Annotated in this window: 21 protein-coding genes and 1 tRNA gene; 11 read left to right on the top strand and 11 right to left on the bottom strand. The window is 62.7% G+C overall.

What is annotated here, in order from left to right:
• Positions 1 to 87 precede the first annotated feature (87 nt).
• Positions 88 to 1,872, top strand: coding sequence for an outer membrane beta-barrel protein (locus ACYG9R_RS16970; protein ID WP_031196517.1), 1,785 nt, complete (start codon positions 88 to 90; stop codon positions 1,870 to 1,872).
• On the opposite strand, the gene galU is transcribed toward ACYG9R_RS16970, so the two are convergent.
• The gene (gene galU, locus ACYG9R_RS16965) at positions 1,873 to 2,778 is read right to left on the bottom strand and encodes a UTP--glucose-1-phosphate uridylyltransferase GalU (RefSeq protein ID WP_023671956.1); all 906 of its coding nucleotides are present in this window, start codon (positions 2,776 to 2,778) and stop codon (positions 1,873 to 1,875) included.
• A 207-nt stretch (positions 2,779 to 2,985) separates the two neighbouring features.
• Here galU and ACYG9R_RS16960 point away from each other — a divergent pair, with 207 nt between their 5' ends.
• Positions 2,986 to 4,209 (top strand): lytic murein transglycosylase, encoded by a 1,224-nt coding sequence (locus ACYG9R_RS16960; RefSeq protein ID WP_023744196.1) that lies wholly within the window; start codon positions 2,986 to 2,988, stop codon positions 4,207 to 4,209.
• A 102-nt stretch (positions 4,210 to 4,311) separates the two neighbouring features.
• Positions 4,312 to 5,517 (top strand): SGNH/GDSL hydrolase family protein, encoded by a 1,206-nt coding sequence (locus ACYG9R_RS16955; RefSeq protein ID WP_023823289.1) that lies wholly within the window; start codon positions 4,312 to 4,314, stop codon positions 5,515 to 5,517.
• On the opposite strand, the gene ACYG9R_RS16950 is transcribed toward ACYG9R_RS16955, so the two are convergent.
• On the bottom strand, positions 5,514 to 6,968 hold the full coding sequence (locus tag ACYG9R_RS16950) for a glutamate synthase subunit beta (RefSeq protein ID WP_023686414.1): 1,455 nt from the start codon (positions 6,966 to 6,968) through the stop codon (positions 5,514 to 5,516). The two genes, ACYG9R_RS16955 and ACYG9R_RS16950, sit on opposite strands and share 4 nt — an antisense overlap.
• A 140-nt stretch (positions 6,969 to 7,108) precedes the next feature.
• On the bottom strand, positions 7,109 to 11,860 hold the full coding sequence (gltB, locus tag ACYG9R_RS16945; protein ID WP_023823288.1) for a glutamate synthase large subunit: 4,752 nt from the start codon (positions 11,858 to 11,860) through the stop codon (positions 7,109 to 7,111).
• Between the two features lie 508 nt (positions 11,861 to 12,368).
• Here gltB and ACYG9R_RS16940 point away from each other — a divergent pair.
• Positions 12,369 to 13,418 (top strand): threonine aldolase family protein, encoded by a 1,050-nt coding sequence (locus ACYG9R_RS16940; RefSeq protein ID WP_023823287.1) that lies wholly within the window; start codon positions 12,369 to 12,371, stop codon positions 13,416 to 13,418.
• Between the two features lie 18 nt (positions 13,419 to 13,436).
• Entirely contained in the window at positions 13,437 to 14,333 is an 897-nt protein-coding gene (locus ACYG9R_RS16935) for an MBL fold metallo-hydrolase (RefSeq protein WP_023823286.1), read from the top strand.
• On the opposite strand, the gene ACYG9R_RS16930 is transcribed toward ACYG9R_RS16935, so the two are convergent.
• Positions 14,330 to 15,094 (bottom strand): sulfite exporter TauE/SafE family protein, encoded by a 765-nt coding sequence (locus tag ACYG9R_RS16930; protein WP_023823285.1) that lies wholly within the window; start codon positions 15,092 to 15,094, stop codon positions 14,330 to 14,332. The genes ACYG9R_RS16935 and ACYG9R_RS16930 overlap by 4 nt on opposite strands.
• A gap of 157 nt (positions 15,095 to 15,251) precedes the next feature.
• Entirely contained in the window at positions 15,252 to 15,719 is a 468-nt protein-coding gene (locus ACYG9R_RS16925; protein ID WP_023671202.1) for an Hsp20 family protein, read from the bottom strand.
• Between the two features lie 458 nt (positions 15,720 to 16,177).
• On the opposite strand from ACYG9R_RS16925, the gene ACYG9R_RS16920 reads away from it, so the two are divergent.
• The 4 genes from ACYG9R_RS16920 (at position 16,178) to ACYG9R_RS16905 (ending at position 18,671) form a co-directional block, all read left to right on the top strand.
• The gene (locus ACYG9R_RS16920; protein ID WP_023683237.1) at positions 16,178 to 17,137 is read left to right on the top strand and encodes an alpha/beta fold hydrolase; all 960 of its coding nucleotides are present in this window, start codon (positions 16,178 to 16,180) and stop codon (positions 17,135 to 17,137) included.
• A gap of 164 nt (positions 17,138 to 17,301) precedes the next feature.
• Positions 17,302 to 17,472 carry a hypothetical protein gene (locus ACYG9R_RS16915; RefSeq protein ID WP_023683236.1) on the top strand — a complete coding sequence of 57 codons (171 nt, stop codon included), beginning with the start codon at positions 17,302 to 17,304 and terminating at the stop codon, positions 17,470 to 17,472.
• Positions 17,473 to 17,475: 3 nt separating this feature from the next.
• Positions 17,476 to 17,715, top strand: coding sequence for a DUF1127 domain-containing protein (locus ACYG9R_RS16910; protein ID WP_023683235.1), 240 nt, complete (start codon positions 17,476 to 17,478; stop codon positions 17,713 to 17,715).
• Between the two features lie 125 nt (positions 17,716 to 17,840).
• On the top strand, positions 17,841 to 18,671 hold the full coding sequence (locus ACYG9R_RS16905) for a helix-turn-helix domain-containing protein (RefSeq protein WP_023683234.1): 831 nt from the start codon (positions 17,841 to 17,843) through the stop codon (positions 18,669 to 18,671).
• Positions 18,672 to 18,683: 12 nt separating this feature from the next.
• Here ACYG9R_RS16905 and hisN read toward each other — a convergent pair whose 3' ends face one another.
• Entirely contained in the window at positions 18,684 to 19,457 is a 774-nt protein-coding gene (hisN, locus tag ACYG9R_RS16900; RefSeq protein ID WP_023683233.1) for a histidinol-phosphatase, read from the bottom strand.
• Positions 19,458 to 19,794: 337 nt separating this feature from the next.
• Positions 19,795 to 20,736 carry an N-formylglutamate amidohydrolase gene (locus ACYG9R_RS16895; RefSeq protein ID WP_023683232.1) on the bottom strand — a complete coding sequence of 314 codons (942 nt, stop codon included), beginning with the start codon at positions 20,734 to 20,736 and terminating at the stop codon, positions 19,795 to 19,797.
• Between the two features lie 164 nt (positions 20,737 to 20,900).
• On the opposite strand from ACYG9R_RS16895, the gene cpdR reads away from it, so the two are divergent.
• Both cpdR and ACYG9R_RS16885 read left to right on the top strand, forming a co-directional pair.
• Complete coding sequence (gene cpdR, locus ACYG9R_RS16890) at positions 20,901 to 21,263, top strand: cell cycle two-component system response regulator CpdR (protein WP_023671195.1); 363 nt, start codon at positions 20,901 to 20,903, stop codon at positions 21,261 to 21,263.
• Positions 21,264 to 21,377: 114 nt separating this feature from the next.
• Positions 21,378 to 21,452: transfer RNA gene (locus ACYG9R_RS16885), tRNA-Val, on the top strand.
• 206 nt (positions 21,453 to 21,658) lie between these two features.
• Here ACYG9R_RS16885 and ACYG9R_RS16880 read toward each other — a convergent pair.
• The 4 genes from ACYG9R_RS16880 to ACYG9R_RS16865 all read right to left on the bottom strand — a co-directional run bounded on the left by ACYG9R_RS16880 (position 21,659) and on the right by ACYG9R_RS16865 (position 23,624).
• Complete coding sequence (locus ACYG9R_RS16880; RefSeq protein ID WP_245260022.1) at positions 21,659 to 21,946, bottom strand: DUF982 domain-containing protein; 288 nt, start codon at positions 21,944 to 21,946, stop codon at positions 21,659 to 21,661.
• A gap of 112 nt (positions 21,947 to 22,058) precedes the next feature.
• Positions 22,059 to 22,481: a DUF982 domain-containing protein gene (locus ACYG9R_RS16875; protein ID WP_306413578.1), complete on the bottom strand. Its 423-nt coding sequence runs from the start codon at positions 22,479 to 22,481 to the stop codon at positions 22,059 to 22,061.
• 64 nt (positions 22,482 to 22,545) lie between these two features.
• Entirely contained in the window at positions 22,546 to 23,010 is a 465-nt protein-coding gene (locus ACYG9R_RS16870; RefSeq protein WP_023671192.1) for an Hsp20 family protein, read from the bottom strand.
• 407 nt (positions 23,011 to 23,417) lie between these two features.
• A complete protein-coding gene (locus ACYG9R_RS16865) occupies positions 23,418 to 23,624 on the bottom strand; it encodes a hypothetical protein (RefSeq protein ID WP_023710933.1) in 207 nt (68 codons plus the stop codon).
• Positions 23,625 to 23,690: the final 66 nt, after the last annotated feature.

The following is a 23,690-nucleotide window of genomic DNA, read 5'->3' as shown; positions in this document are numbered from 1 at the left end:
ATAGGCACACCTTCAACCCTCCGTTAACCATCCCCGTTTACGGTTCGGTAAGTATGGCGCGCTTGCGCCGCGCAAGCAGTGGTGACGATGTCGCGGGCCCAGCCTCAAGAGAAAAAAGGTCGAACGGGCAGAGCCTTTTGCGCTCTGCTTCTGGCGACGAGCGTGCTCGCTTTGCTGCGGCCAACTGCGCTTCATGCCCAGGAGACCGAGCTGCGCGGCGAAGTTTCGGAATCGGCGATCCTGTCCGACCAGCAGCGCCGGGCCAGGCAATTGAGCAAGGCCAACACGCAGGTCAAGCCCGCCCCTGCCGACACCGCCCCCACGGGAAACACGCCAACCGCTTATGTGCCGGCCAGCGATGGCGCCTTGCCTGACGACACCGACCCGTCACAGGCCGGCGCAAACAGCATTTTCGACCCGCCGGCGACCATCGACGATTCGTTCGCCGACAAGCCGCCAACCGTCCAGCCACGCCGGCCATCGACGGCAAAACAACGCGCCGCCGCGGATGCAGACAAGGCCAAGGACAAAACCAAGGCTGCCGACAAGAAGAAGCCTGGCAAAGCCACGGACCAGACCACCACCGCCGCGACTCCGGACGGCACTGCGGCAGGCGACGCCGATCAGGACACAGCGAACGGCCGTGTCCTCACCGTCGGCGGTGTCGACCGACGAAAGCTCGACCCCGGCGCCGAGCGCACCGGCGCCATCGAGGGCCAGAAGAAGAAGCTCGAGGACGACCCGTACGCGGCAACCGGCATCAAGGTCGGCTCGTTCCTGCTGCGGCCGACGCTCGAGCAGGGCGTTGCCGTCACGTCGAACGCCGATTCCAGCGCTGGCGGCAAGTCGGCGGTGCTGTCCGAAACGGCGCTCCGTTTCTCCGCCGCCTCCGATTGGCGCGAGAATTCGGCGGTCATCGACGGCTACGGCAATTTCCGCAACACCATTTCGGGCCAGAAGATCAATGAGGCACGCGGCCGTATCCAAGGCACGTACAATGTCGACCTCGACAATGAACTGCGCGCCATCGCCAAGCTCGGCTACGAGATTGCGCCGGAATCGGCCTCCGCGCCCGACGCCATTGCCGGCGTCACCTCGCAGCCGATCCGCCAGACTGTCGACGGCAGCCTCGCCGTCGAGAAGGATGTCGGCAAGCTGCGCTTTGCGCTGACCGGTGCGGTCTCCCACGACATCTATGGCGATGCCGAACTTACCGATGGCACCTCGCTGTCGCAGAAGGACCAGGACAACACGCTCTACACTGCAACGTTGCGGACCGGCTATGAAATTTCCCCGGCTCTGACGCCCTTTGCTGAGATTGAGCTCGGCCGCCGGGTATATGACCAACGGATCGACAACAAGGGCTTCGAGCGCTCTTCGACCCGGCTTGGCGCGCGCGCCGGTATCGAAGTCGACATGGGCGAGAAGCTCAAGGGTGAGTTCTCGGCCGGCTGGCTGAGGGAGGCGATCGACGACAAGAACCTGGAGGCGATTTCGGGAGCCACCATCAATGCCGACCTCAAATGGTCGCCCGAGCGCGGTACCATCATCGGCCTCACCGGGCGAACCACGGTCGAAGGCACGACGAATGCCGGTAAGAGCGGCGACATCCTCTATTCCGGCCGCCTCACCGGCGAGCGGCAGATCCGCGCCGACCTGACCGGCAACGCAGCCCTTGGGCTCGACTGGCGCAATTACACCGGCTCCGACGGCCATGACATGACGCTGAGTGCAGAGGCCGGGCTGACCTGGTGGCTGAACCGCTATGTCGGCCTCACCAGCCGCGCCCGCACCGAAAAGCTGACCAGCAATCTGCCCGGGCGCAACTACACCGCCAACAGCATCTATTTGGGGCTGAAGCTGCAGCGGTAGCTAAAAAGCAGCGCCGCGACGCTCGGACGGCTTCATCTCATCGAGCAGCGTGCGGATGACGCCGGCCATGTTCTCGTTCATGTCGCTGCGCCACAGCGCGAAGGCGACATTGGCCTCGACGAAGCCTTCCGGCGAGCCGCAATCGAAGGTGCGGCCCTGAAAGTGGTAGCCAAAGAAGGGCTGCTGCTTTTCCAGCTTCAGCATCGCGTCGGTGAGCTGGATCTCGTTGCCGGCGCCCTTTTCCTGGCTTTCGAGGATCTTGAAAATCTCGGGCTGCAGGATGTAGCGGCCGTTGATGTAGAGATTGGACGGCGCGGTGCCGGTCTTCGGCTTTTCGACCATCTCGGTGATGCGGAAGCCGTGATGCGTGTCCTCGCCGCGGCCGACAATGCCATATTTGTGGGTCTCGGCCGGATCGCATTCCTGCACCGCGATGATGTTGTTGCCGGTCTCCTCGTAGAGCTCGACCATGGCCTTCGTGCAGCTCTTCTCCGACTGCATGATCATGTCGGGCAGCAACAGCGCGAAGGGTTCGTCGCCGACCAGTTCGCGGGCGCACCAGACGGCGTGGCCGAGACCCATCGGCACCTGCTGGCGGGTGAACGAGGTCTGCCCCGGGGCCGGCTGCAGCCGCTGCAAGCGGGCCAGCTGGTCGTCCTTGCCGCGCTGTGCCAGCGTATCATAGAGCTCGAACTGGATATCGAAATGGTCTTCTATGACCGCCTTGTTGCGGCCGGTGACGAAGATGAAATGTTCGATGCCGGCCTCGCGCGCCTCATCGACGACATACTGGATGACCGGCCGGTCGACGACGGTCAGCATCTCCTTGGGAATGGCCTTGGTGGCCGGGAGAAACCGTGTGCCGAGACCGGCGACCGGGAAAACTGCCTTGCGAACTCGCTTCATGCGTCAATTATCCGTTTGAGGGCGTGCCCGGCAATCCCGCCTCGCGACATTTTCGCGCCGGAATTGTGGATTATCGGGCCATTGAGGGAAACATCAACCGGTAAAGCATCCAGGTGTCTTTTCGTTCCAGGCGCCGCCTATGGTAAACCAATTGCTAACCCGGTTCGGCGATGAATGGTCTTTCCTGAGATAGAGAAAGGGGAAAATATGTCCGTTCGCAGTGCCGCAAAACTCTTTACCAGCGTGCTGACGGCGGCCAGCCTCTCGCTCGCCTTGCTGATGCCGGCCGGACCGGCCTTCGCCGATGCCGGGTTTCGGCAATGGGTCGCCGGCTTCCGCGCCACGGCCGTGGCGGGCGGCGTTTCCGGCGCGGTCTACGACCGAGCGTTCCGGGGCATCAATGAGCCCGACCCGGTGGTGCTGGAAAAGGCACGCACCCAGCCCGAGTTCACCGCGCCCGCCTGGGACTATTTCGACAACCGCGTCCACGACCAGTCCGTTGCCGTCGGCCAGCAGATGGCCAGGAAATGGAAGCCGTGGCTGGACCGGATCGAAGCCAGGTTCGGCGTCGACCGCTACATCCTGCTCGCCATCTGGTCGATGGAATCGAATTATGGCGAGATCCTCAAGCGCGACGACATCATGCGCAATGTCATCCGCTCGCTGGCAACCCTCGCCTATGGCGACGCCAAGCGTTCGAAATTCGCCCGCACCCAATTGGTCGCCGCGCTGAAAATCCTGCAGACCGGCGACATCGACGAAAGCCACCTGATGGGCTCCTGGGCCGGCGCCATGGGCCAGACCCAGTTCATCCCGACCAGCTACCAGCATTATGCCGTCGACATGGACGGCAACGGCAAGCGCGACATCTGGAATTCGATCCCCGATGCGTTGGCGACATCAGCCAATCTGCTGAAGAAGAATGGCTGGCAGGGCGGCAAGACCTGGGGCTACGAGGTCACCATTCCAGCCGGCAAACTGCCTGCCGGCTCGAAGACATTGGCGCAGTGGCAGGCGCTCGGCGTCGCCAGGGCCAATGGCAAGCCGTTCAAGAACGCAACCGACAAGGCGACGCTGAAAGTGCCGGACGGCCGCGGCGGACCGGCATTCCTGATGATCAAGAACTTCTCCGTCATCAAGGCCTACAACAACGCCGACAAATATGCCCTGGCCGTCGGCCTTCTTGCCGACGAAATCGCCGGCTCTAATGGTCTGGTGCAGGACTGGAAGCGGCCCTTCACCAAACTGTCCTTCGAGGAAAGGCAGGAGTTGCAGAAGCGGCTTTCGCAGCACGGACTTTACGACGGCAAGTTCGACGGCAAGATCGGTGACGGCACGAAAACCGCCATCATGACCTATCAGGCAACGGTCGGCTTGACCCAGGACGGGTATCCGAGCATGGAAGTGCTCAAATGGCTCAGAAAGAAATAGAGCCGGCGACGGCAGCTTGCATTTGCGACGCAAGGGATGCCGTAGCATCGGTCTGTGCATGATCCCCTGCAAGGGCCATGCACCAAGGGATGGAGAGGGTGCTTGGTTTCGGCAGCGCGTATCCGTGTGATCGTTTTCCGCTTGCCGATCCTCATTCTGGCCATCGTCGTCCTGGCGACGGGACTCGCCGGCAGTTTCCACACACCGGCTTTGGCGCAGGAACAACCGCAGAACCGCGGCTGGTCGCTGCGCGACCTTCTGTTCCCGCGCCGCAGCGAACGCATCGAGCCGCCGCTCGACGTCCGCAAGGCAAAGCCGAAGGTCAAGAAGAAGCCCCGTGCACCCGTTGAACCTTCCGCTCCGATTGTCGAGAAGACACCGGATGCCCGCGTCGTTCTGGTGATCGGCGATTTCATGGCCAACGGCCTGGCCGAAGGCCTCGAAACAGCCTTTGCCGACAATGCCAACGTCAGGATCGTCGAGCGCGCCAACGGTTCTTCGGGTTTCGTGCGCGATGATGTCTACAATTGGCCCGAACAGGTCAAATCGCTGGTCGAGACCGAAAAACCCTCCGTGGTCGTCGTCATGCTCGGCTCCAACGACCGCCAGCAGATGCGCGTCAACGATGTGCGCGAGCAGCCGCGCTCCGAGAACTGGACCAAGGAATACGAACGCCGGACCGAAGCCTTGGGAAAGGCACTGGCGGCGACCAAGGTGCCTTATCTGTGGGTCGGCATGCCAGCCTTCAAGACGCCGAAGATGACCTCCGACATGCTCGCATTCAACGACATCTACCACTCGGCTGCCGAGAAGAACGGCGGCGAATTCGTCGATGTCTGGGATGGGTTCGTCGACGAGAACGGCGCCTTTGTCTCGACCGGCCCCGACATTAACGGCCAGGCCGTGCGGCTGCGCTCCGACGACGGCATCAACGTCTCGAAAGCCGGCAAGCGAAAGCTCGCCTTCTACACCGAAAAGCCGCTGGCCAAGATCCTCGGCCTGGCAGCGCTGGGAAGCGTGGTGACGGCTGCCGCACCGGCCGGCGCCCCGGTCGAGGCGCCGTCGCTGCCCGCCGCCCCGATCGTGGTCGACCGCACCGTTCCAATGCTGCTCAACGATCCGGCGCTCGACGGCGGTACCGAACTTCTCGGTGCGGCGGCGGCGCCGAAAGCCAATCCGGATCTGCCCGGCGAAAAACTAATCCTCGAAGGCAAGGCGCCCGAGGCCTCGCCCGGTCGCGCCGACGACTTCTCCTGGCCGCCCAAGGCCGCTGCCGCGACGGATACGACGACGGCGATCAACCGTTAACGGGGGAGTACCGTCGACCCCATCAGCGCTTCATCGATCGAGCGCGCGGCCTGGCGGCCTTCGCGGATCGCCCACACAACCAGCGACTGGCCGCGGCGCACATCACCTGCGGCGTAGAGCTTGTCGACGCTGGTCTTGTAGTCGCGATCGTTGGCTTCGACATTGCGGGAACGGCGGCTGTCGGTGGTGATTTTCATCTCACCGTCCAGCTCTTTCGCGACGCCGGCGGCAGCCGGTCCGGCAAAGCCGATGGCGATGAAGGCGAGGTCTGCACGGATGACGAATTCGGTGCCGGGGATAGGCTTGCGCTTCTCGTCGACTTCGCAGCATTTGACGCCGGTCAGCTGGCCGTCCTCGCCGATGAATTCGAGCGTCGCCACCTGGAATTCGCGCTCCGCACCTTCGGCCTGTGAGGACGAGGTGCGCATCTTGGTCGCCCAGTAAGGCCAGACCGAAAGCTTGTCTTCCTTCTCCGGCGGCTGCGGGCGGATGTCGAGCTGGGTGACGCGCACCGCGCCCTGGCGGAAGGCGGTGCCGACGCAGTCGGACGCGGTATCGCCGCCGCCGACGACGACGACATGCTGGCCGCCGGCGATGATCGGATGCGACGGCCAGGCCACCGACTGGATCGGCTCGCCGCCGACGCGACGGTTCTGCTGCACCAGATAGGGCATGGCGTCATAGACGCCGCCGAGATCGTCGCCCGGAATATTGGCCGGACGCGGCGATTCCGAACCGCCGCAATAGAGCACCGCATCATATCCGGCGAGCAACTCTGCCACCGGCTTGTCGACGCCGACATTGACGCCGCAATGGAAGGTCACGCCCTCGCCCTGCATCTGCTCGATGCGGCGGTCGATATAGTGCTTCTCGATCTTGAAGTCGGGAATGCCGTAGCGCATCAGCCCGCCGGGACGGCTCTCACGCTCATAAACGCTGACCTCGTGGCCGGCGCGGCCAAGCTGCTGCGCCGCCGCCATCCCTGCCGGACCGGAGCCGATGACAGCGACCCGCTTGCCCGTCTTCTTCTCTGGCGGATAAGGCCGGATATGGCCGGTTTCATAAGCCTTGTCGGCGATTGCCTGTTCGACAGTCTTGATGGCAACCGGAATGTCCTCGAGGTTCAGCGTGCAGGCTTCCTCGCAGGGCGCGGGGCAGATGCGGCCGGTGAACTCGGGGAAATTGTTGGTCGAATGCAGGTTGCGGATCGCATTGTCCCAGTCGCCATTGTAGACGAGGTCGTTCCAGTCCGGGATCTGGTTGTGGATCGGGCAACCGGTCGGCCCGTGGCAGAACGGGATGCCGCAATCCATGCAGCGCGCCGCCTGTTTCTCGACCTCCTTGTCCGACATCGGCAGCGTGAATTCACGAAAATGCCGGATGCGGTCGGAGGCCGGCTGGTACTTGTGCACCTGCCGGTCGATTTCGAGAAAGCCTGTTACCTTGCCCATAGTCCAGTTCCTGCTGTCCAGATGGTGCGGTTTTCGCACCCGTTAACCCCTTGAGGCAGCCGTGGCAACCTTGCATCCGAGGTCAAACTGTCGCTGAAAGTTCCGCCGGGAAGCCTGCGCCTCCCGGCAAGTCGAAAAACCTATTCCGCCGCCACGCCCATGCGCATGCGCTCCATCTCGATCAGCGCGCGGCGGTATTCGACCGGCATGATCTTGCGGAATTTCGGCCGGAAGGTCGTCCAGTCGTCGAGTATCTCGCGGCCGCGTACCGAACCGGTGAAATGGACGTGGTTCGAGATAAGCTGGTAAAGCCGTTCCTCGTCATGGGTGGTCATGTCGCCCGAGACGTCGACGCGACCCTTGTGGTCGAGGTCACCGCCATGATGCAGCAGCCTTTCCATCAGATCGTCTTCTTCCGGAACCGGCTCCAGCTCGACCATCGCCATGTTGCAGCGCGCGGCGAAATCGCCGGCCTCATCCAGAACATAGGCCACGCCGCCCGACATGCCGGCAGCGAAGTTGCGACCGGTCTGGCCGATGACGACGACGATGCCGCCGGTCATGTATTCGCAGCCATGATCGCCGACGCCTTCAACGACGGCGGCGACGCCCGAATTGCGCACCGCGAAGCGCTCGCCGGCGACACCTGCGAAATAGGCCTCGCCCTCGGTCGCGCCATAGAGGACGGTGTTGCCGACGATGATCGATTCCGCCGCGACGATCCTGGACTCCTCCGGCGGCCGGATGACGATGCGTCCGCCCGACAGGCCCTTGCCGACATAGTCGTTGGCCGCACCGACGAGATCGAACGAGATGCCGCGCGCCAGGAAGGCGCCGAACGACTGGCCGGCGGTGCCGGTCAGCTTCACCTGGATCGTGTCCTCGCGCAGGCCCTTGTGCCTGAAGCGCTTGGCGACTTCGCCCGACAGCATGGCGCCCGTGGAGCGATCGACATTGCGGATGTCGACCTCGATCTTGACCGGCTGCTTGCTTTCGAGCGCGGGCTTCGCCAGTTCGATCAGCTTGCGATCGAGTACATCGTCGATCGGGTGTTTCTGCCGTTCGGTCCAGTGCACCGCCTCATGCGGCGCGTCCGGCTTGAAGAACATCTTGCCGAAATCGAGCCCACGCGCCTTCCAATGCTGGATCATCTCGCGCTTTTCCAGCAGGTCGCTGTCGCCGATGATCTGGTCGATATGGGTGTAGCCCATCTCGGCCAGCAGCCCCCTCACCTCTTCCGCAACATAGAAGAAGAAGTTGATGACATGCTCGGGCGTGCCCTTGAAACGCTTGCGCAGAACCGGATCCTGCGTCGCGACGCCGACCGGGCAGGTGTTCAAGTGGCACTTGCGCATCATGATGCAGCCGGCCGCGATCAGCGGCGCGGTCGAGAAGCCGAACTCGTCGGCACCGAGCAGCGCACCGATGATGACGTCGCGCCCCGTGCGCAAGCCACCATCGACCTGCAGTGCAACGCGCGAGCGCAGCCCGTTCAGCACCAGCGTCTGGTGCGTCTCGGCAAGGCCCATTTCCCATGGACTGCCGGCATGCTTGAGCGAGGTCAGCGGCGACGCGCCGGTGCCGCCATCATAGCCGGAGATGGTGATGTGGTCGGCGCGCGCCTTGGCGACGCCCGCCGCAACCGTACCGACACCGACTTCCGACACCAGCTTTACCGAGACGTCGGCCGCCGGGTTGACGTTCTTCAGATCGTAAATCAGCTGCGCCAGATCCTCGATCGAATAGATGTCGTGATGCGGCGGCGGCGAGATCAGGCCGACGCCGGGCGTCGAGTGCCGGACCTTCGCAATGGTCGCGTCGACCTTGTGGCCGGGCAGCTGGCCGCCCTCACCGGGCTTGGCGCCCTGCGCGACCTTGATCTGCATGACATCGGAATTGACGAGATACTCGGCGGTGACGCCAAACCGCCCCGAGGCGACCTGCTTGATCGCCGAACGTTCGGGGTTCTTGCCGCCGCCGGGCAGCGGCAGATAGCGGTCGGCCTCTTCGCCGCCCTCGCCGGTGTTCGACTTGCCGCCGATCTGGTTCATGGCGCGCGCCAGCGTCGTGTGTGCCTCGCGCGAGATCGAGCCGAACGACATCGCCCCTGTCGAGAAGCGCTTGACGATATCGGCCGCCGACATCACGTCCTCTATCGCCACCTTCTTGCGGCCGGTCTCTTCCGCAAGCTTGATCCTGAACAGGCCGCGTATGGTCTGGGCACGGGCCGTCTCGCTGTCGATCTGCGCGGAATACTCCTTGAACGTCTCCCACGAGCCCTGGCGCACGGCGTGCTGCAAGGTGGCGACGGCGTCGGGCGACCACATATGGGCTTCGCCGCGCATGCGGTACATGTACTCGCCGCCGACCTCGAGGCTGTTGCGCAGCACCGGATCGTTGCCGAAACCGTCGGTGTGGCGGCTGAGCGTCTCAGCCGCGACCTCGTCCAGGCCGACACCTTCGATCAGCGTCGCTGTGCCGGTGAAGTACTTGTCGACGAAATCCGACTTCAGCCCGATGGCGTCGAATATCTGCGCGCCGCAATAGGACTGGTAGGTGGAGATGCCCATCTTCGACATCACCTTGAGGATGCCCTTGCCGATCGACTTGATGTAGCGCGAGACCACCTCGTAGGCGTCGACCTCCGCCGGCAGTTCGCCACGCTTGTGCATGTCGAGCAGCGTATCGAAGGCAAGGTAGGGGTTGATCGCCTCGGCGCCGTAGCCGGCGAGACAGCAGAAATGATGCACTTCGCGCGGCTCGCCGGATTCGACGACCAGGCCGACCGCGGTGCGCAGACCCTTGCGGATCAGGTGATGGTGCACCGCAGCCGTCGCCAGCAGTGCCGGAATGGCGATACGGTCGGGACCGACCTGGCGGTCGGACAGGATGATGATGTTGTAGCCGCCGGCAACGGCCGCCTCGGCGCGCTCGCACAGACGCTCGACGGCGCCCTGCATGCCGGCCGCGCCCTCGCTCGACCCGTAGGTGATGTCGATGGTCTTGGTGTCGAAACGGTCCTCTGTGTGGCCGATCGAGCGGATCTTTTCCAGATCGCCATTGGTCAGGATCGGCTGGCGCACTTCGAGCCGCTTGCGGCGCGAATTGCCAACCAGGTCGAAGATGTTCGGCCGCGGCCCGATGAAGGACACCAGGCTCATCACCAGTTCCTCGCGGATCGGGTCGATCGGCGGGTTGGTGACCTGGGCGAAATTCTGCTTGAAGTAGGTGTAGAGCAGCTTCGACTTGTCCGACATCGCCGAGATCGGCGTGTCCGTGCCCATCGAACCCACCGCTTCCTGGCCGGTGGTCGCCATCGGCGACATCAGCAGCTTGGTGTCTTCCTGGCTGTAGCCGAACGCCTGCTGGCGATCGAGCAGGCTGACATCCTTGCGCAGCGCGCGCGGCTCGACCGGCTTCAGATCCTCCAGGATCAGCTGCGTGTTGTTGAGCCAGGTCTTGTAGGGATGCCTGGTGGCGATCTCCGACTTGATCTCCTCGTCGGAAATGATGCGGCCCTTGGCGAGGTCGATCAGAAGCATGCGGCCGGGCTGCAGCCGCCACTTCTTGACGATCCTCTCCTCCGGCACCGGCAGCACGCCGGCCTCTGACGCCATGATGACGCGGTCGTCGTCGGTGACGATGTAGCGCGCCGGGCGCAGACCGTTGCGGTCGAGCGTGGCGCCGATCTGGCGACCGTCGGTGAAGGCGACCGCGGCCGGCCCGTCCCACGGCTCCATAAGGGCTGCGTGGTATTCGTAGAAAGCCTTGCGGTCGGCATCCATCAGCTTGTTGCCGGCCCAGGCTTCCGGGATCAGCATCATCATGGCGTGGCTGAGGCTGTAGCCGCCCTGGAACAGGAATTCGAGCGCATTGTCGAAGCACGCCGTGTCGGACTGGCCGTCATAGGAGATCGGCCACAGCTTCGAGATGTTGTTGCCGAACAGTTCGGAATCGACCGAGGCCTGGCGCGCCGCCATCCAGTTGTTGTTGCCGCGCACCGTGTTGATCTCGCCATTATGCGCGACCATGCGGTAGGGGTGCGCGAGCTTCCATGACGGGAAGGTGTTGGTCGAGAAGCGCTGGTGGACGAGGATCAGCGCGGTCTCGAAACGCGGATCCGACAAATCCTTGTAATAGGCGCCGACCTGGTAGGCCAGGAACATGCCCTTGTAGACAATGGTGCGCGCCGATAGCGACACACAGTAGGCGCCGATATCCTTGTTGTTGTTCTCGGCGTAGATGCGGCCGGAAATCACCTTGCGCAGCAGGTACAGCCTGGCCTCGTATTCCTCGTCATCTGGAATGTCCGATGTGCGGCCGATGAAGACCTGGCGATGGAACGGTTCGGAGGCCGCAATATCGGGCGCCTTCGACAGCGATGAATTGTCGACCGGCACGTCGCGAAAGCCGAGCAGCGGCAGCCCTTCTGACTGCGCCGACTCGGCGATGATCTCTTCGATATGGGCGCGCAGTGCCGCATCCTGCGGCATGAACCAGTGGCCGACGCCGTATTGGCCTGCCGCCGGCAGTTCGACGCCCTGGGCCGCCATCTCTTCGCGGAAGAAATGATCGGGAACCTGCACCAGCACGCCGGCGCCGTCGCCCATCAGCGGATCGGCGCCGACAGCGCCGCGATGCGTCAGGTTTTCGAGCACGAAGAGCCCGTCCTTGACGATCTGGTGCGACTTCACGTTCTTCATGTTGACGATGAAGCCGACGCCGCACGCGTCATGCTCGTTGCGCGGATCATAGAGACCCTGCGCGGCCATGCCATTGGTGGTCAGGCCGTTGGTGGTCTGGCCTTCTTTGGTCAGAACGATATTTTTAACGGCTGCCGCTTTCGTCTGCGCGGCCTGGCCGATAATCGCAGATGGCGTCAGTTCCGTCATCGTCCTGTCCTCCGTTCCGGCCCCTTGCACGTCTAGCATTTGGGGCGCTGGTCTACCTTGGGAAGCGACTGGCTTCCGCTCTCATTCTTGCGGCACGTCTTTTCGAAATCCTTGGCGGACCGTGCGGTGCACCGCCGGTTCGTATCCGGTATCGTACAGGCCACAGCCGAGCCGTCTACCCGTCGCTCGCGGCAACGGCCGGAGTGGCCCAAATATACGCCAATCCAGCCTGACTTGTGCGACAAAATAAGACAGCACTACTGTCCTAAATTTTTATGGCAGAAATCCTGGGCGCACACAAGACCGATTCACCAAATTCTTGGATGTTTGGCGACTGAAAATTACGTCAGGCGACGTCGAAACGAAATTTCGGTCCCGGCACTCCTTCGTGATCGCCTTTGGCTTTACCGCTTTTTCAGCCCTTGGCCCTTGCGCGTCAAACCCCGAAACGGCCATGGTCGCGCTCTTGTCGCAACCAGACTTTCTCAACCAGACAGGGACTTTCCTGATGTTCTTTGCATCCGACAACTGGGCGGGCGTCCATTCCAACATTGCCGCCGGGCTGTCAGCCAATGCTGGCGGCTTTTCGACCGCCTATAGCGATGGCGATCTCGACCGGGCCGTCTACCAGCGTTTCAGCGAGATCTTCGAACGCGAGGTCGCGGTGTTCTTCGTCGCTACCGGCACGGCGGCCAACTCGCTGTCCCTGGCCGCTTACAACAAGCCCGGCGGCATTTCCTTTGCGCACCGCGAATCGCACATCATCGAGGACGAATGCGGCGCGCCGGAATATTTCAGCGGCGGCTCGCGTCTCCATGCTGTCGACGGCGCCCTGGGCAAGATCGATCCGCACAATCTTGAACGCGCCGTCGCCCGTTTCGCACCCGAAATCGTCCATTGGGGACGCCCGACGGCCGTCTCGATCACCCAATCGACCGAAGTCGGCACAGTGTACGGGCTCGACGACATTTCCACCATTTCGGAGATCGCCAAACGCTTTTCCCTGCCGCTGCATATGGACGGCGCCCGTTTTGCCAACGCATTGGTCGCGCTTGAGACGACGCCGGCCGAAATGACCTGGAAGCGCGGCGTCGATATCGTCTCGTTCGGCGGCACCAAGAACGGCTGCTGGTGCGCCGAAGCGGTGGTGCTGTTCGATCTAGACCGCGCCAAGGAGCTGTCCTTCCTGCGCAAGCGCGCCGCACAGCTGTTCTCCAAGTCGCGCTTCATCGCAGCGCAGTTCGACGCCTACTTCACGGACGGCCTGTGGCTGGACATGGCCCGTCATGCCAATGCCATGGCCGCGCGCCTGGCGGCTGCGATCGAGGATTCGGCAACGGCTAAGCTCGCCTGGTTGCCGCAGGCCAACGAGGTGTTCGCGGTGATGAAAAAGGCGGAAGCCGAAAGGCTGCAATCCGTCGGCGCCGCCTTTTACGACTGGCACAGGCCGCGCGGCTTCGACGGCCATGTCGGCGACGACGAGTTGCTCTATCGCTTCGTCACGAGCTTTGCCACGACTTCAGATGAGGTCGATCGCTTCGGCCAGATGATCGCCTGAACCCGCGAGACCGCGCCAATGACAAAGCCACCTCTCGGCTCAACCATGCGGCTGGTTCGCCCGGCGCCAAACGTGCTCGGCTTCTACGATGGCCGCGTTGACGGCGTTCGCGCCTGGTCGGACGAGCCGAACTGGCTGGACGACGGCGCCTATGCCCTCGGCATCTGCACCTATGCGATCGTCGATGGTTCGCAGGCGCTTGTCTACGACACGCATATTTCGCTGCCTCACGCGCGCTTCATCAGGCAGACGCTCGAAGCCATGGGCGCAACATCGATCCGGGTCGTGCTCAGCCACTGGCATGACGATCATATTGCCGGCAATGAGGTGTTTCAGGATTGCGAGATTATCGCCAACACGCTCACCGCCTCGGCGCTCGCGAACAACCGGGCTGAGATCGAAAGCGGTGTTCCACCGATCAAGCCTCTCGTGCTGCCGAACAGGACCTTCGCAGGCAGTCTTGACCTCGCCGTTGGATCGATCGCCGTCGAACTGCGTCAGGTCGAAATCCACAGCCATGACGGCACGGTGCTGTTCATGCCCGAAACCGGCCTGCTCCTGGCGGGCGACACGCTCGAGGATCCGATCACCTATGTCAGCGAGGCGGATCGGCTGGCGCAACATCTGGTCGATCTCGAACGCATGGCCGGCTGGTCGATAGACCGCATCTTGCCCAATCACGGCTCGCTCGAAGCGATTGAGCGAGGCGGCTACGACAAAGGCCTCATCGCCGCGACGCAAGCCTACGTTCAAAAACTGCTTCGCTGCCGGCGTGAGCCTGATCTTGCGAAGCAGGATCTGAAAACCTGCGGCGCCGACATATTCGCCACGGGCGCGGTCGAGTACTTCGCGCTGTACGAGCCCGTCCACCGGCAAAACGTCGAGGCCGTTCTCGCAACCGGCACCGATCGCTAAGCAAGGAAAGGCCGCGCCAAAAGCTCGAGGCCAAGCAAGATCAGGAAAACAAGAAACCAGCGCCGGAAGGTCGCCGGGCTGATCCGCTGCCGGAGCAACTGTCCGAGCCACATGCCGAGCAAGGCCGGCGCAACCGCCAGCGACGACATGGCGACATGCCCGACCTGGAACGCGCCGTGCGAGGCAAGGCCGGCAGCGAGCGCGATCGTCGACACGGTGAAGGACAGGCCGAGCGCCTGGATCAGATCGCCACGGCTCAAGCCCAGCGCCTGAATGTAAGGTACAGCGGGCACGACGAACACGCCGGTGCCGCCGGTGACGATGCCGGTAAGGAAACCGACGATGGGCGACGACCAGCGCTCGGCTGACGCGGGAACCGTCAACTGCCGCGCCAGCAGCGTATAGACGGCATAGACGATCAGCGCCGCCCCGAGGCCGGCCGTCGTCCATTTGACATTGCCGCTGGCCAGCAGCCATGAGCCGGCCAGCGTGCCGGCGACGATGCCGACCATCATCAGCCACAGCCGCCTGAGGATCCATCCGAAGCTCGGGCCGGCAAACAGCTGCCAGATATTGGTGACGAAGGACGGCACGATCAGCAGCGAAGCCGCGGCGACCGGCGGCATGATTGTGCCCAGCAGCCCCATCGCCAACGTCGGCAGTCCCATACCGGTAACGCCCTTGACGATGCCGGCCAGCAGGAAGGTCACCGCAATGGTTGCCGTTAGGGCCAGGGAAAAATCAGCCGAAAGATCAGACATCGCCCTTCATGGGAAGACGGCGCCCGCCGCAAAAGAGCCAGAACTCTTCGGTTGGGGTGACAGAGGCTGCGGCGAAAAAAAGCGGCGCCTCGCGGCGCCGCTTTCGTCTCGGGAGGAGACGCTTTCAACCTTGGGCGTTGTGACGCCGCCGTCTTGATCACGCGGCGTTCTTGGCCTCGATCTGCTTGGCGTTGGCCGAAGAGGCGGTAATCGCGATCTTGCGCGGCTTCAGCTCCTCGGGGATGTTGCGCTTAAGGTCGACGAAAAGCAGGCCGTTCTTCAGGGTGGCGCCGACGACCTCGACATGGTCGGCAAGCTGGAAGCGGCGCTCGAACGAACGCGAGGCAATGCCGCGGTAGAGCAGCTCGGAGCCTTCGCCATTGCCCTCTTCCTTGCGCTCACCCTTGACGGTCAGCACGTTGCGGTGGGCTTCGATCGAAATCTCTTCGTCCGAGAAGCCGGCAACCGCCATCGAGATGCGATAGGCGTCCTCGCCGGTGCGCTCGATGTTGTAGGGCGGATAGGTCTGCGCGCCATCGGGCTGGGCCAGCGAGTCGAGCATGGTGAACAGGCGGTCGAAGCCGACGGTCGAGCGATAGAGCGGGGAAAAATCAACGTGACGCATGAGGTGTTCTCCTGTTGAGCAACATGTTTGCGTGTGGCCGGTGCGAAACCCTGGAAAGGCGTTTCGGGTGGACCAGCAGCCCCGACATCGGCGGCTGCATCCGACATTTGGGGAGCGCAAAAGCGCATTTCAAGGATTTTTGAAGAGCGCCAATCGAGGCGTCGATGAACGGCAGATGAACCGCTGCTTCGGCGCCCGTTCAGCCGGCCGGCGCTAGAGTGCCCCCAGGATAAAGAACCAGGCGGCGCCGGATGAAAGCGCCGCGACGAGGCCGACCGGGTGTAACGTCCCTTCCTCCCGGATCGACAGAGGCCGGAAGCACGCCGCCGCAGGCTGCTTCCGGCCTTGCTTGTCGTTCGTCCGCCCCCTTGGCGTCCTCCCTTTGCTTTTCATCCATTGGCGTCTATCACCATGCCGACGCCCTGCCGGGTGAGACACCACGAAGACGCAAGCGCCTAATGACGGATCTCTTCCATCCCACGCCAGGCAATCCGCCGCCGCAAAATGTCGCCGGCGGCTTTTTCACCACGCGCGACGGCAAGAAGATCCGCTACGGCCTGTTTGCCGCGGTCACCCGGCCGCTGAAAGGCACCGTCGTGCTGCTGCCCGGCCGCAACGAGTGCATCGAGAAGTATTTCGAAACCATCCGCAACCTGACCGACCGCGGCCTCGGCGTCGCCACGCTCGACTGGCGCGGCCAGGGCGATTCCGACCGGCTGATCGCCGACCCGCAACGCGGCTATGTCCGCTCCTTCTACGATTACACCGGCGACCTCGAACAGTTCTTCGAGGACATCGTGCTGCCCGACTGCCGCGGCCCGTATTACATCCTCGCCCATTCGATGGGCGCCGTGATCGCGCTGCTCGCGGCGCCGTCGATGGTCAACCGGGTGCGTCGAATGGTGCTGATTGCGCCTTTCCTGACGGTGCCCGACTCGCCCGTGTCGGCAAAAATGGCGCGCCGCGTCTGCTCGGTATTGTGCTTTCTCGGCTTCGGTCGGCTCTACGCCGCCTGGGGTCCGCGTCCCAGGGAAACCCTGCCCTTCGCCCTCAACAAGGTGACATCGGACCCCGGGCGCTATCAGCGCAACACGAAAATCTACGAGCACTATCCGCAACTGGCGCTCGGCGGGCCGACGATCCGCTGGCTGCAGGCGGCAATCAAGGCAGGCGAAGCCATCAGCGAGCCCGACTTCATGGCCAGGATCCAGGTGCCGCTGCTGATGATCGCCGCCGGCGCCGATCAGGTCGTCTCGACCAAGGCCGTGGAAGCCTACGCCAGGCGTCTGCGCCTCGGCTCGCTGCTGATGATCGATGGCTCGAAACACGAGATCCTGCAGGAGGCCGATGTCTATCGCGAGCAGTTGCTCGCCGCCTTCGACGCCTTCATACCCGGCAACGACGACCCCACAGCCTGATGCCACCGGCGCTGCATGTTGCGGCGCCTTGAGCTTGCGCCTGCTGACAGCCTTCTGTCAGGAGCAGCGTCGGCAGCACACAAAGAGCTAAAGATTCTGACAGCCGGTGCCGCCCCGGAATGCTCATCTCTCCGTGTCGAACCGAACGCCAAGGAGATGACGTCATGACCGAGAAAACCTGCGCTGCCTGCGATTGCCAGCTGGACGCCAATCCGATCCGCGTCAAGGTCGGCGGCAAGACCGTCGAGGTCTGCTGTGAGGAATGCGCGATTGCGCTGAACGAAGCCGGCGCATCAGTGGCCGGCGCATCAGTGGCCGGCAACGGGGAAGCCTGAGCGATGCGCCCCGATCATGCAGCGGCGGCGCAATGCCTCGCACATCAGCCGACAACTCAAACCGCGACGTTCCGGCGGTCCTTGCGGACACAAGGCATCGCGGCGGCCAACTGGATCGGCCGTCAACTGGAAAGGCGCCGAAGCCGCCTTGCCTTGCTCGAAATGACCGACGAACAGCTCAAGGACATCGGCCTGTCGCGCAGCCAAGCTCACTGCGAATACATGCGCCGTTTGTGGGACTGAGCCATGGCCGTACGAAGGGCCCGACAGGTGAAGTCTCCTGACAGGTTTGGACAAGCCAATCGCCTAATGTGCCGGAGCAGCTTTCGGCGCAAGGGTAGAACGCAACGGCCATGTCTCAGCTCACCATGTCGCAGTTCACGGTACAGACGCTTCTGGACACCGGCACCGTCAGGGTGAGGGATGTCCTCTGCAGCGGCGAATGCCGGCACAAGAGCGAAGAAGAGTGCACCGCTGCCACGCATCTTGTGTTTCCCTATCGCGGCGTCTTCGTGCGCCATGTCGGCCGCAACGATGCGGTCGCCGAAGCCAACCAGTTGTTGTTCTTCAACAACGCCGAAGGCTACCGGATCAGCCATCCCGTCGAGGGTGGCGATTCCTGCCTCGATCTCGTTGTCGAGGAGGCGCAACTGCAGGAGCTGACGCCGAAGGAGCAGTTGCGCTCGGGCAGCGCCGTGGCGTTTCGTCGTCAGCGCCGCCGCATCGACCCGCGGGCTCAGGCGCTGGTGGCGGTGCTGCGCTACAGCCTGAGCCGCAACATTGCCGAAACGCTGGAGGCCGAAACCCTGGCGCTGACGCTGGTGCGGCGCTCCCTCGGCGAGAGCACCTCGCATGCCGCCGGCGCCAGCGCTGGCCGGCAGAAGCTGGTCGATCGCGCCAAGCTCGTCCTGTCCTCGGATCTTTCGCGGCGCTGGACGCTGGCCGAGATCGCCGCTGAAGTCGGGGTATCACCGGTTTATCTCACGCAGGTTTTCCAGCAGGTCGAGGCGATGCCGCTCTATCGCTACCATCTGCGCCTGCGGCTGGCGCGCGCGCTCGACCTGCTTGGCCGCTACGACAATCTGACCACGCTCGGCCTGGACCTCGGCTTCTCCAGCCACAGCCATTTCAGCTCCGCGTTCAGGCAGGTCTACGGGCGAACGCCGGCGGAATTCCAGCGCTCGATCAAGCCGCGCTGATCGGGTCGACTATCAGCCCCGCAGGGCTGCCATTGCAGCCGCATGAAGCTCCGGCGTTGCGGCGGCCAGGATGTCGCCGCCCTTTTCCGCCGGACCGCCCTCGAATGTGGTGACGACGCCGCCGGCCTTTTCGATGATCGGGATCAGCGCCACGATGTCGTAGGGTTTCAATCCGGGATCGGCGACGATGTCGACGCTGCCCGAGGCAATCATGGCAAAGGCGTAGCAATCGGCGCCGTAGCGGGCGAGCTGGATCTGTTCCTCGAACGCGTCGTAGCGGGTGCGCGCCTCGCCCTTGAAAAGCGCCGGCGTGGTGGTGAACAAGGTCGCCTCGTCAAGCTTCGTCCTCTTGCGGGTCGACAGCTTCCGCGGCCCACCGGGGCCTTCGTAGTGGGAGCCGGAAGCGTTGGCGTAGAACAGCTCGCCGGTGAACGGCTGCGCCATCATGCCGGCGACGGCGTCACCGTCGACCGTCAACCCGACCAGCGTTCCCCACACCGGCAGGCCTGAGATGAAGGCGCGGGTACCATCGATCGGATCGATCACCCAGACATGCCTTGAGGAGATGTTTTCGCTGCCATGTTCTTCGCCAAGGATACCGTGATCGGGATACTCAGCCGAGATCAGCGCCCGAATGGCGCGCTCGGCCTCGCGGTCGGCCTCGGTGACCGGGTCGAAACTGCCTTTTTCCTTGTTGGCCACGGCGCCCTGTGCGCGGAAACGCGGCAAGGTTTCAGCCGCCGCCGCTTGCGCGATCCGGCGCATGAAATCGATGCTGATGTCCACGTGATTCTCCCGCATTACAGAGTGCCAACCCGGTCTGCCGGCACTTTCCCGCCAAAACAAGCCGGTTTATCGATTTATCAGAGACATCAGCGTTGCTGAAATGTCACACATCGGGACCATCGAAACGCATTTTCACATCAGAGTGAATTAAAAAAGCGTGGGATCGATTGACATTTGTGCATCGCACAATAAATTTGTTCTCGGACAGGTTTTCCTGTCCATGCCCTCCTTGGGCGTTTCCTCCCTAGACTTCGACCGTGTCGTGCAAACGATGCGGTCTTTTTTTACGCTGCGGGATGGCCAGCGCGGGATTGCATGAACAGCCGCCGCTCCGGCGTCATTCGGCGGCCAGCGGCAGGTCGACGAAGTGGTGGTCGGGCATCGCCATCAGGTCGGCCGAAAAGCGCGCCATATCGTCGGCCAGCGCATCGAAGCCGGCCGATTTCTGGAACGTCCGCTCATTCATGTAGAGGCCGCGATTGACCTCGATCTGCAGCGCATGCAGATGGCGCGCCGGCCGGCCGTAATGCTCGGTGATGAAGCCGCCTGCATAGGGTTTGTTGTGCGCGACGGTGTAGCCCATGCCGATGAGCAGGCCGATCGCCGTCTCGGTCAGGGCCGCCGTGGCCGAGATGCCGAAACGGTCGCCGACGATGAAATCCGGCCGCAGGCCGCTGTCGCCCACCCTGATGCTCGCCGGCATCGAATGGCAGTCGATCAGCACGGCATAGCCGAACCTGGCATGGGTTCTGGTCAAAAGCCGCTTCAGCGTCTCGTGATAGGGTTTGTAGACCACCTCTATGCGCTGGACGGCCTCCGCCAGCGGCAGACGGCCGGAATAGATGTCGAGCCCCTCGCCCACCAGCTTGGGCACGGTGCCGAGCCCGCCGGCGACGCGCGCCGAGCGGATGTTGCAGAAGGACGGCACCGGCTCGGCGAACATGCGCGGGTCGAGTTCCCAGGGTTCGCGGTTGACGTCGAGATAGGCGCGCGGAAAATTCGCCGCCAGCATCGGCGCGCCCAGCGCCACCGCGCTGCCGAACAGCTCGTCGACATAGCAATCCTCGGAGCGGCGGATGGCGTTCCGGTCGAGCCGCGCCATGGCCAGGAAGCGGTCTGGATAATAGCGGCCGCTATGCGGTGAGTTGAAGACGAAGGGAACGCGCTGCTCGGCGCCCGATCGGATTTCGAAGGGTGGAACGACCGAAAAATCTTCGGCTGCCGTCGTCAATTTGAACGAACCCGGAAACAGCAATGCATCATGATGGGAAACTGCCACCTCATCGGCCGCATGTCCAGCATTTCGGCATGTCAGGAACCCCGTCAAATCAGGATTAATGCCGCCAACGTTCACTTGATGTTTACCGTCAGCTCCTCATATACAGGATGGTTAACGGGCTTGCCGGACGGCAGGCTTGGCTGGGGTGATTCGGACGGGACAAGATGGCACGCATTCTGCTGGCGGAAGACGACGACGACATGCGCCGGTTCCTGGTCAAGGCACTGGAGCGGGCCGGCTACCACGTCAGCGATTTTGACAATGGCGCCAGCGCCTACGAGCGGCTGCGCGAAGAACCTTTCTCCCTGCTGCTGACCGATATCGTCATGCCGGAGATGGACGGCATCGAACTCGCCCGCCGCGCCACCGAGATCGATCCCGACCTGAAGGTGATGTTCATCACCGGTTTCGCGGCCGTCGCGCTCAACCCCGATTCCAAGGCGCCGAAAGACGCCAAGGTGCTGTCCAAGCCCTTCCACCTGCGCGATCTCGTCAACGAGGTCGAAAAAATGCTGCAGGCCGCCTGAAGCACGCACAGTGTGATCTCGCCGCTTCGTCGGCGGCGCGACAAAACGAGCCTTTCTTTCCCTTTCCGGCTATTGACGCGCTGGACCAAAAATGGTGTATGCGCGGCTTCGGATGGGCGTGTAGCTCAGCGGGAGAGCACTGCATTGACATTGCAGGGGTCACAGGTTCAATCCCTGTCACGCCCACCATCCTTTCAATAACTTAGCCAAGCCCGTTTTTGGCGCACCCCTTCGACGACTTAGCCGGTAAGGCGGCCACCGCTTGTGGCAGCCGCCTCGTGTTTGTGGACATTCTAATGCATGGCGCTCAAAAGTGGCCCCGGTTTTGAGACGACGACATGCATAAAAACAAAGACCTAAACGCGTCGTCTGAGTCCGTTCAAACGCGACGCGCTTTAGACGTGGTGCGGGCTTAGCGTCCTTGAAGGCGCAGGCTCGATGCCGTCCTCCATAAGAATATCCTTCTTGCGAGCGAACGCGACGAAGACGCCTCGTGCTGTCTCGGGTTCCACATCACCAATCAGAGCGGCTTTGCAAGCGCGAATAGCAGCTCTCTGCTCCGGGCTGTTGCCACACCATTCGGCTGCGAATTGATAGGCATCTGCGACCGTGTTGAGTTGGCGGGGAAAGCCCAATCCCACCCACACCCGGACTGGCTTTTCAAAAGGTTTCGATAGCATCATGACCTCCTTTCCTAATGCATGTCACCCAGAAGTATGCCGCCGTTCTGGGACAACGACATGCATCAAAACAAAGACTTAAAGCGTGTCGCATGAATCCGTTTCGCGACGCGCTTTAGGCAGTCACTCCTCCGCCTTCGCCACCTCTGCCCATCATCCACGGCATTGTCGTGGATACTTCCTCAAGGATTCTGGCTGCTTTCGCAAAACCGCTGAACGCGTCTCTGGCTGCGGAAAGCGGATAATCGCTATCGAAAGCTCGCTGGCAGGCCCGCAATGCGGTTTGGTGAATGGGGCCGCGCCTGTCCTTCGGCCATTCATAGAGGAACTCCAGAGCGTCCTCGAGACACGTGATTTCCTGAACAAGGTTGTCGCCGCTTTTCACGAAAACGGCGCTGTCAAACATCCGATCGTTCATATGATCCTCCAAATTGAACGAACCATTGAGTTTCATGGTTTGCGCGGTCCAGGCCAACTGCAGGCGCGCGACAGAGGCGCGCCAGTAGGTCCTGCAGTGATCATCTTCGTTTCTCCGCAATCACAGCCTCCCGGCCGGAACCGGGAGGCGGACCCGCAGTTCAAAGTGTGACAGATCGACAGGATTACGCGGCTTTACGCGCGCGGTCCGTGTCTTGCGTGATCTGAGTGGCGGCCGTTGGCGTGTCGCCCACGCCGATGCTGATGCGGCGCGGCTTCAGCTCTTCGGGAATCTCGCGGACAATGTCGATCGAGAGGAGGCCATTCTCCAGTTTGGCTGCCTTGATCTTCATGTGGTCGGCAAGCTTGAACGTCTGCCTGAAACTGCGGTAGGCAATGCCCTGGTGCAGCAGCTGGCGTCCGCTCTGATCATCAGCTTTCTGGCCTACCACGACCAGTTCGGGTCCATGCTGGGTCAGCTCAACCTCATCTTGGCTGAAGCCTGCGATGGCCATCGAGATACGGTAATCGTTCTCGTCGACCTTCTCGATGTTATAGGGCGGCCAGTCCGGACGCGTGCCGCTGTCGAGCATGTCGAAAAGCCGGTCGAAACCGACGGTGGTCCGATAGAGGGTATCAAAGGTTCTCATAGCCACATCCTCCTTGAAGCAACATGGGTACAAGGACGCCGCCCCGTGCGGCGCCGCCATTTTTTGCCGAGCCTTATGGCCTTGGCGGAAATCGAATTAGGAGGCGCCCCAAATGAGTTCAAGAGCATCTCGAATTTTTTTTAGTAGCATCCTTCGCATCGACGGAAAGCGAAATCTGAGTTTCTCCGGGACCTTCCCTTCGAACAGTCGAACAGCCCCTTGAAGTACAGATCCGGCGGGAAGTTTTCGCGCGATCTGCGCGACCGCATCGTCTACTGCCCCGCCGTCCCGTTTCGTATTAAAATGCCGGCCAGCAAGGAACCGGGTAGCGGCCTTCCGATCCGTAAATCCACCCTGTCGGGGGACGAAACGTCCCGGCACGTGCCGGGACGTTTCTGGCTCGCGGATCACTGTGGCCGCGGATCGGGCCTGTCGGGCTTGTCATGAGGGGTGTTGTTGCCTTCACGGCACGGTGTGCCGATGCCGCAGCATTTGCCGTTGTAGGTGACACCGGGCTTGGTCTTCTCGCATTCCCTCGGCGGTGCCGTCTGACACCCTGCCAGCACCGAAACCGCGATGGCGGCGAGAAATGCGTTTCTTGAAGTGATAAACATTGACGTTCTCCTTGATGGACCGTGTTTGCTACACACCGCCTGGTCGCGGGCGGCAGCGAAATGGTT

The organism is Mesorhizobium sp. RSR565B (genome assembly GCF_054719465.1).
The sequence above is the reverse complement of the archived record's forward strand: the minus strand, read 5'-3'. Positions and strand labels throughout refer to the sequence as shown.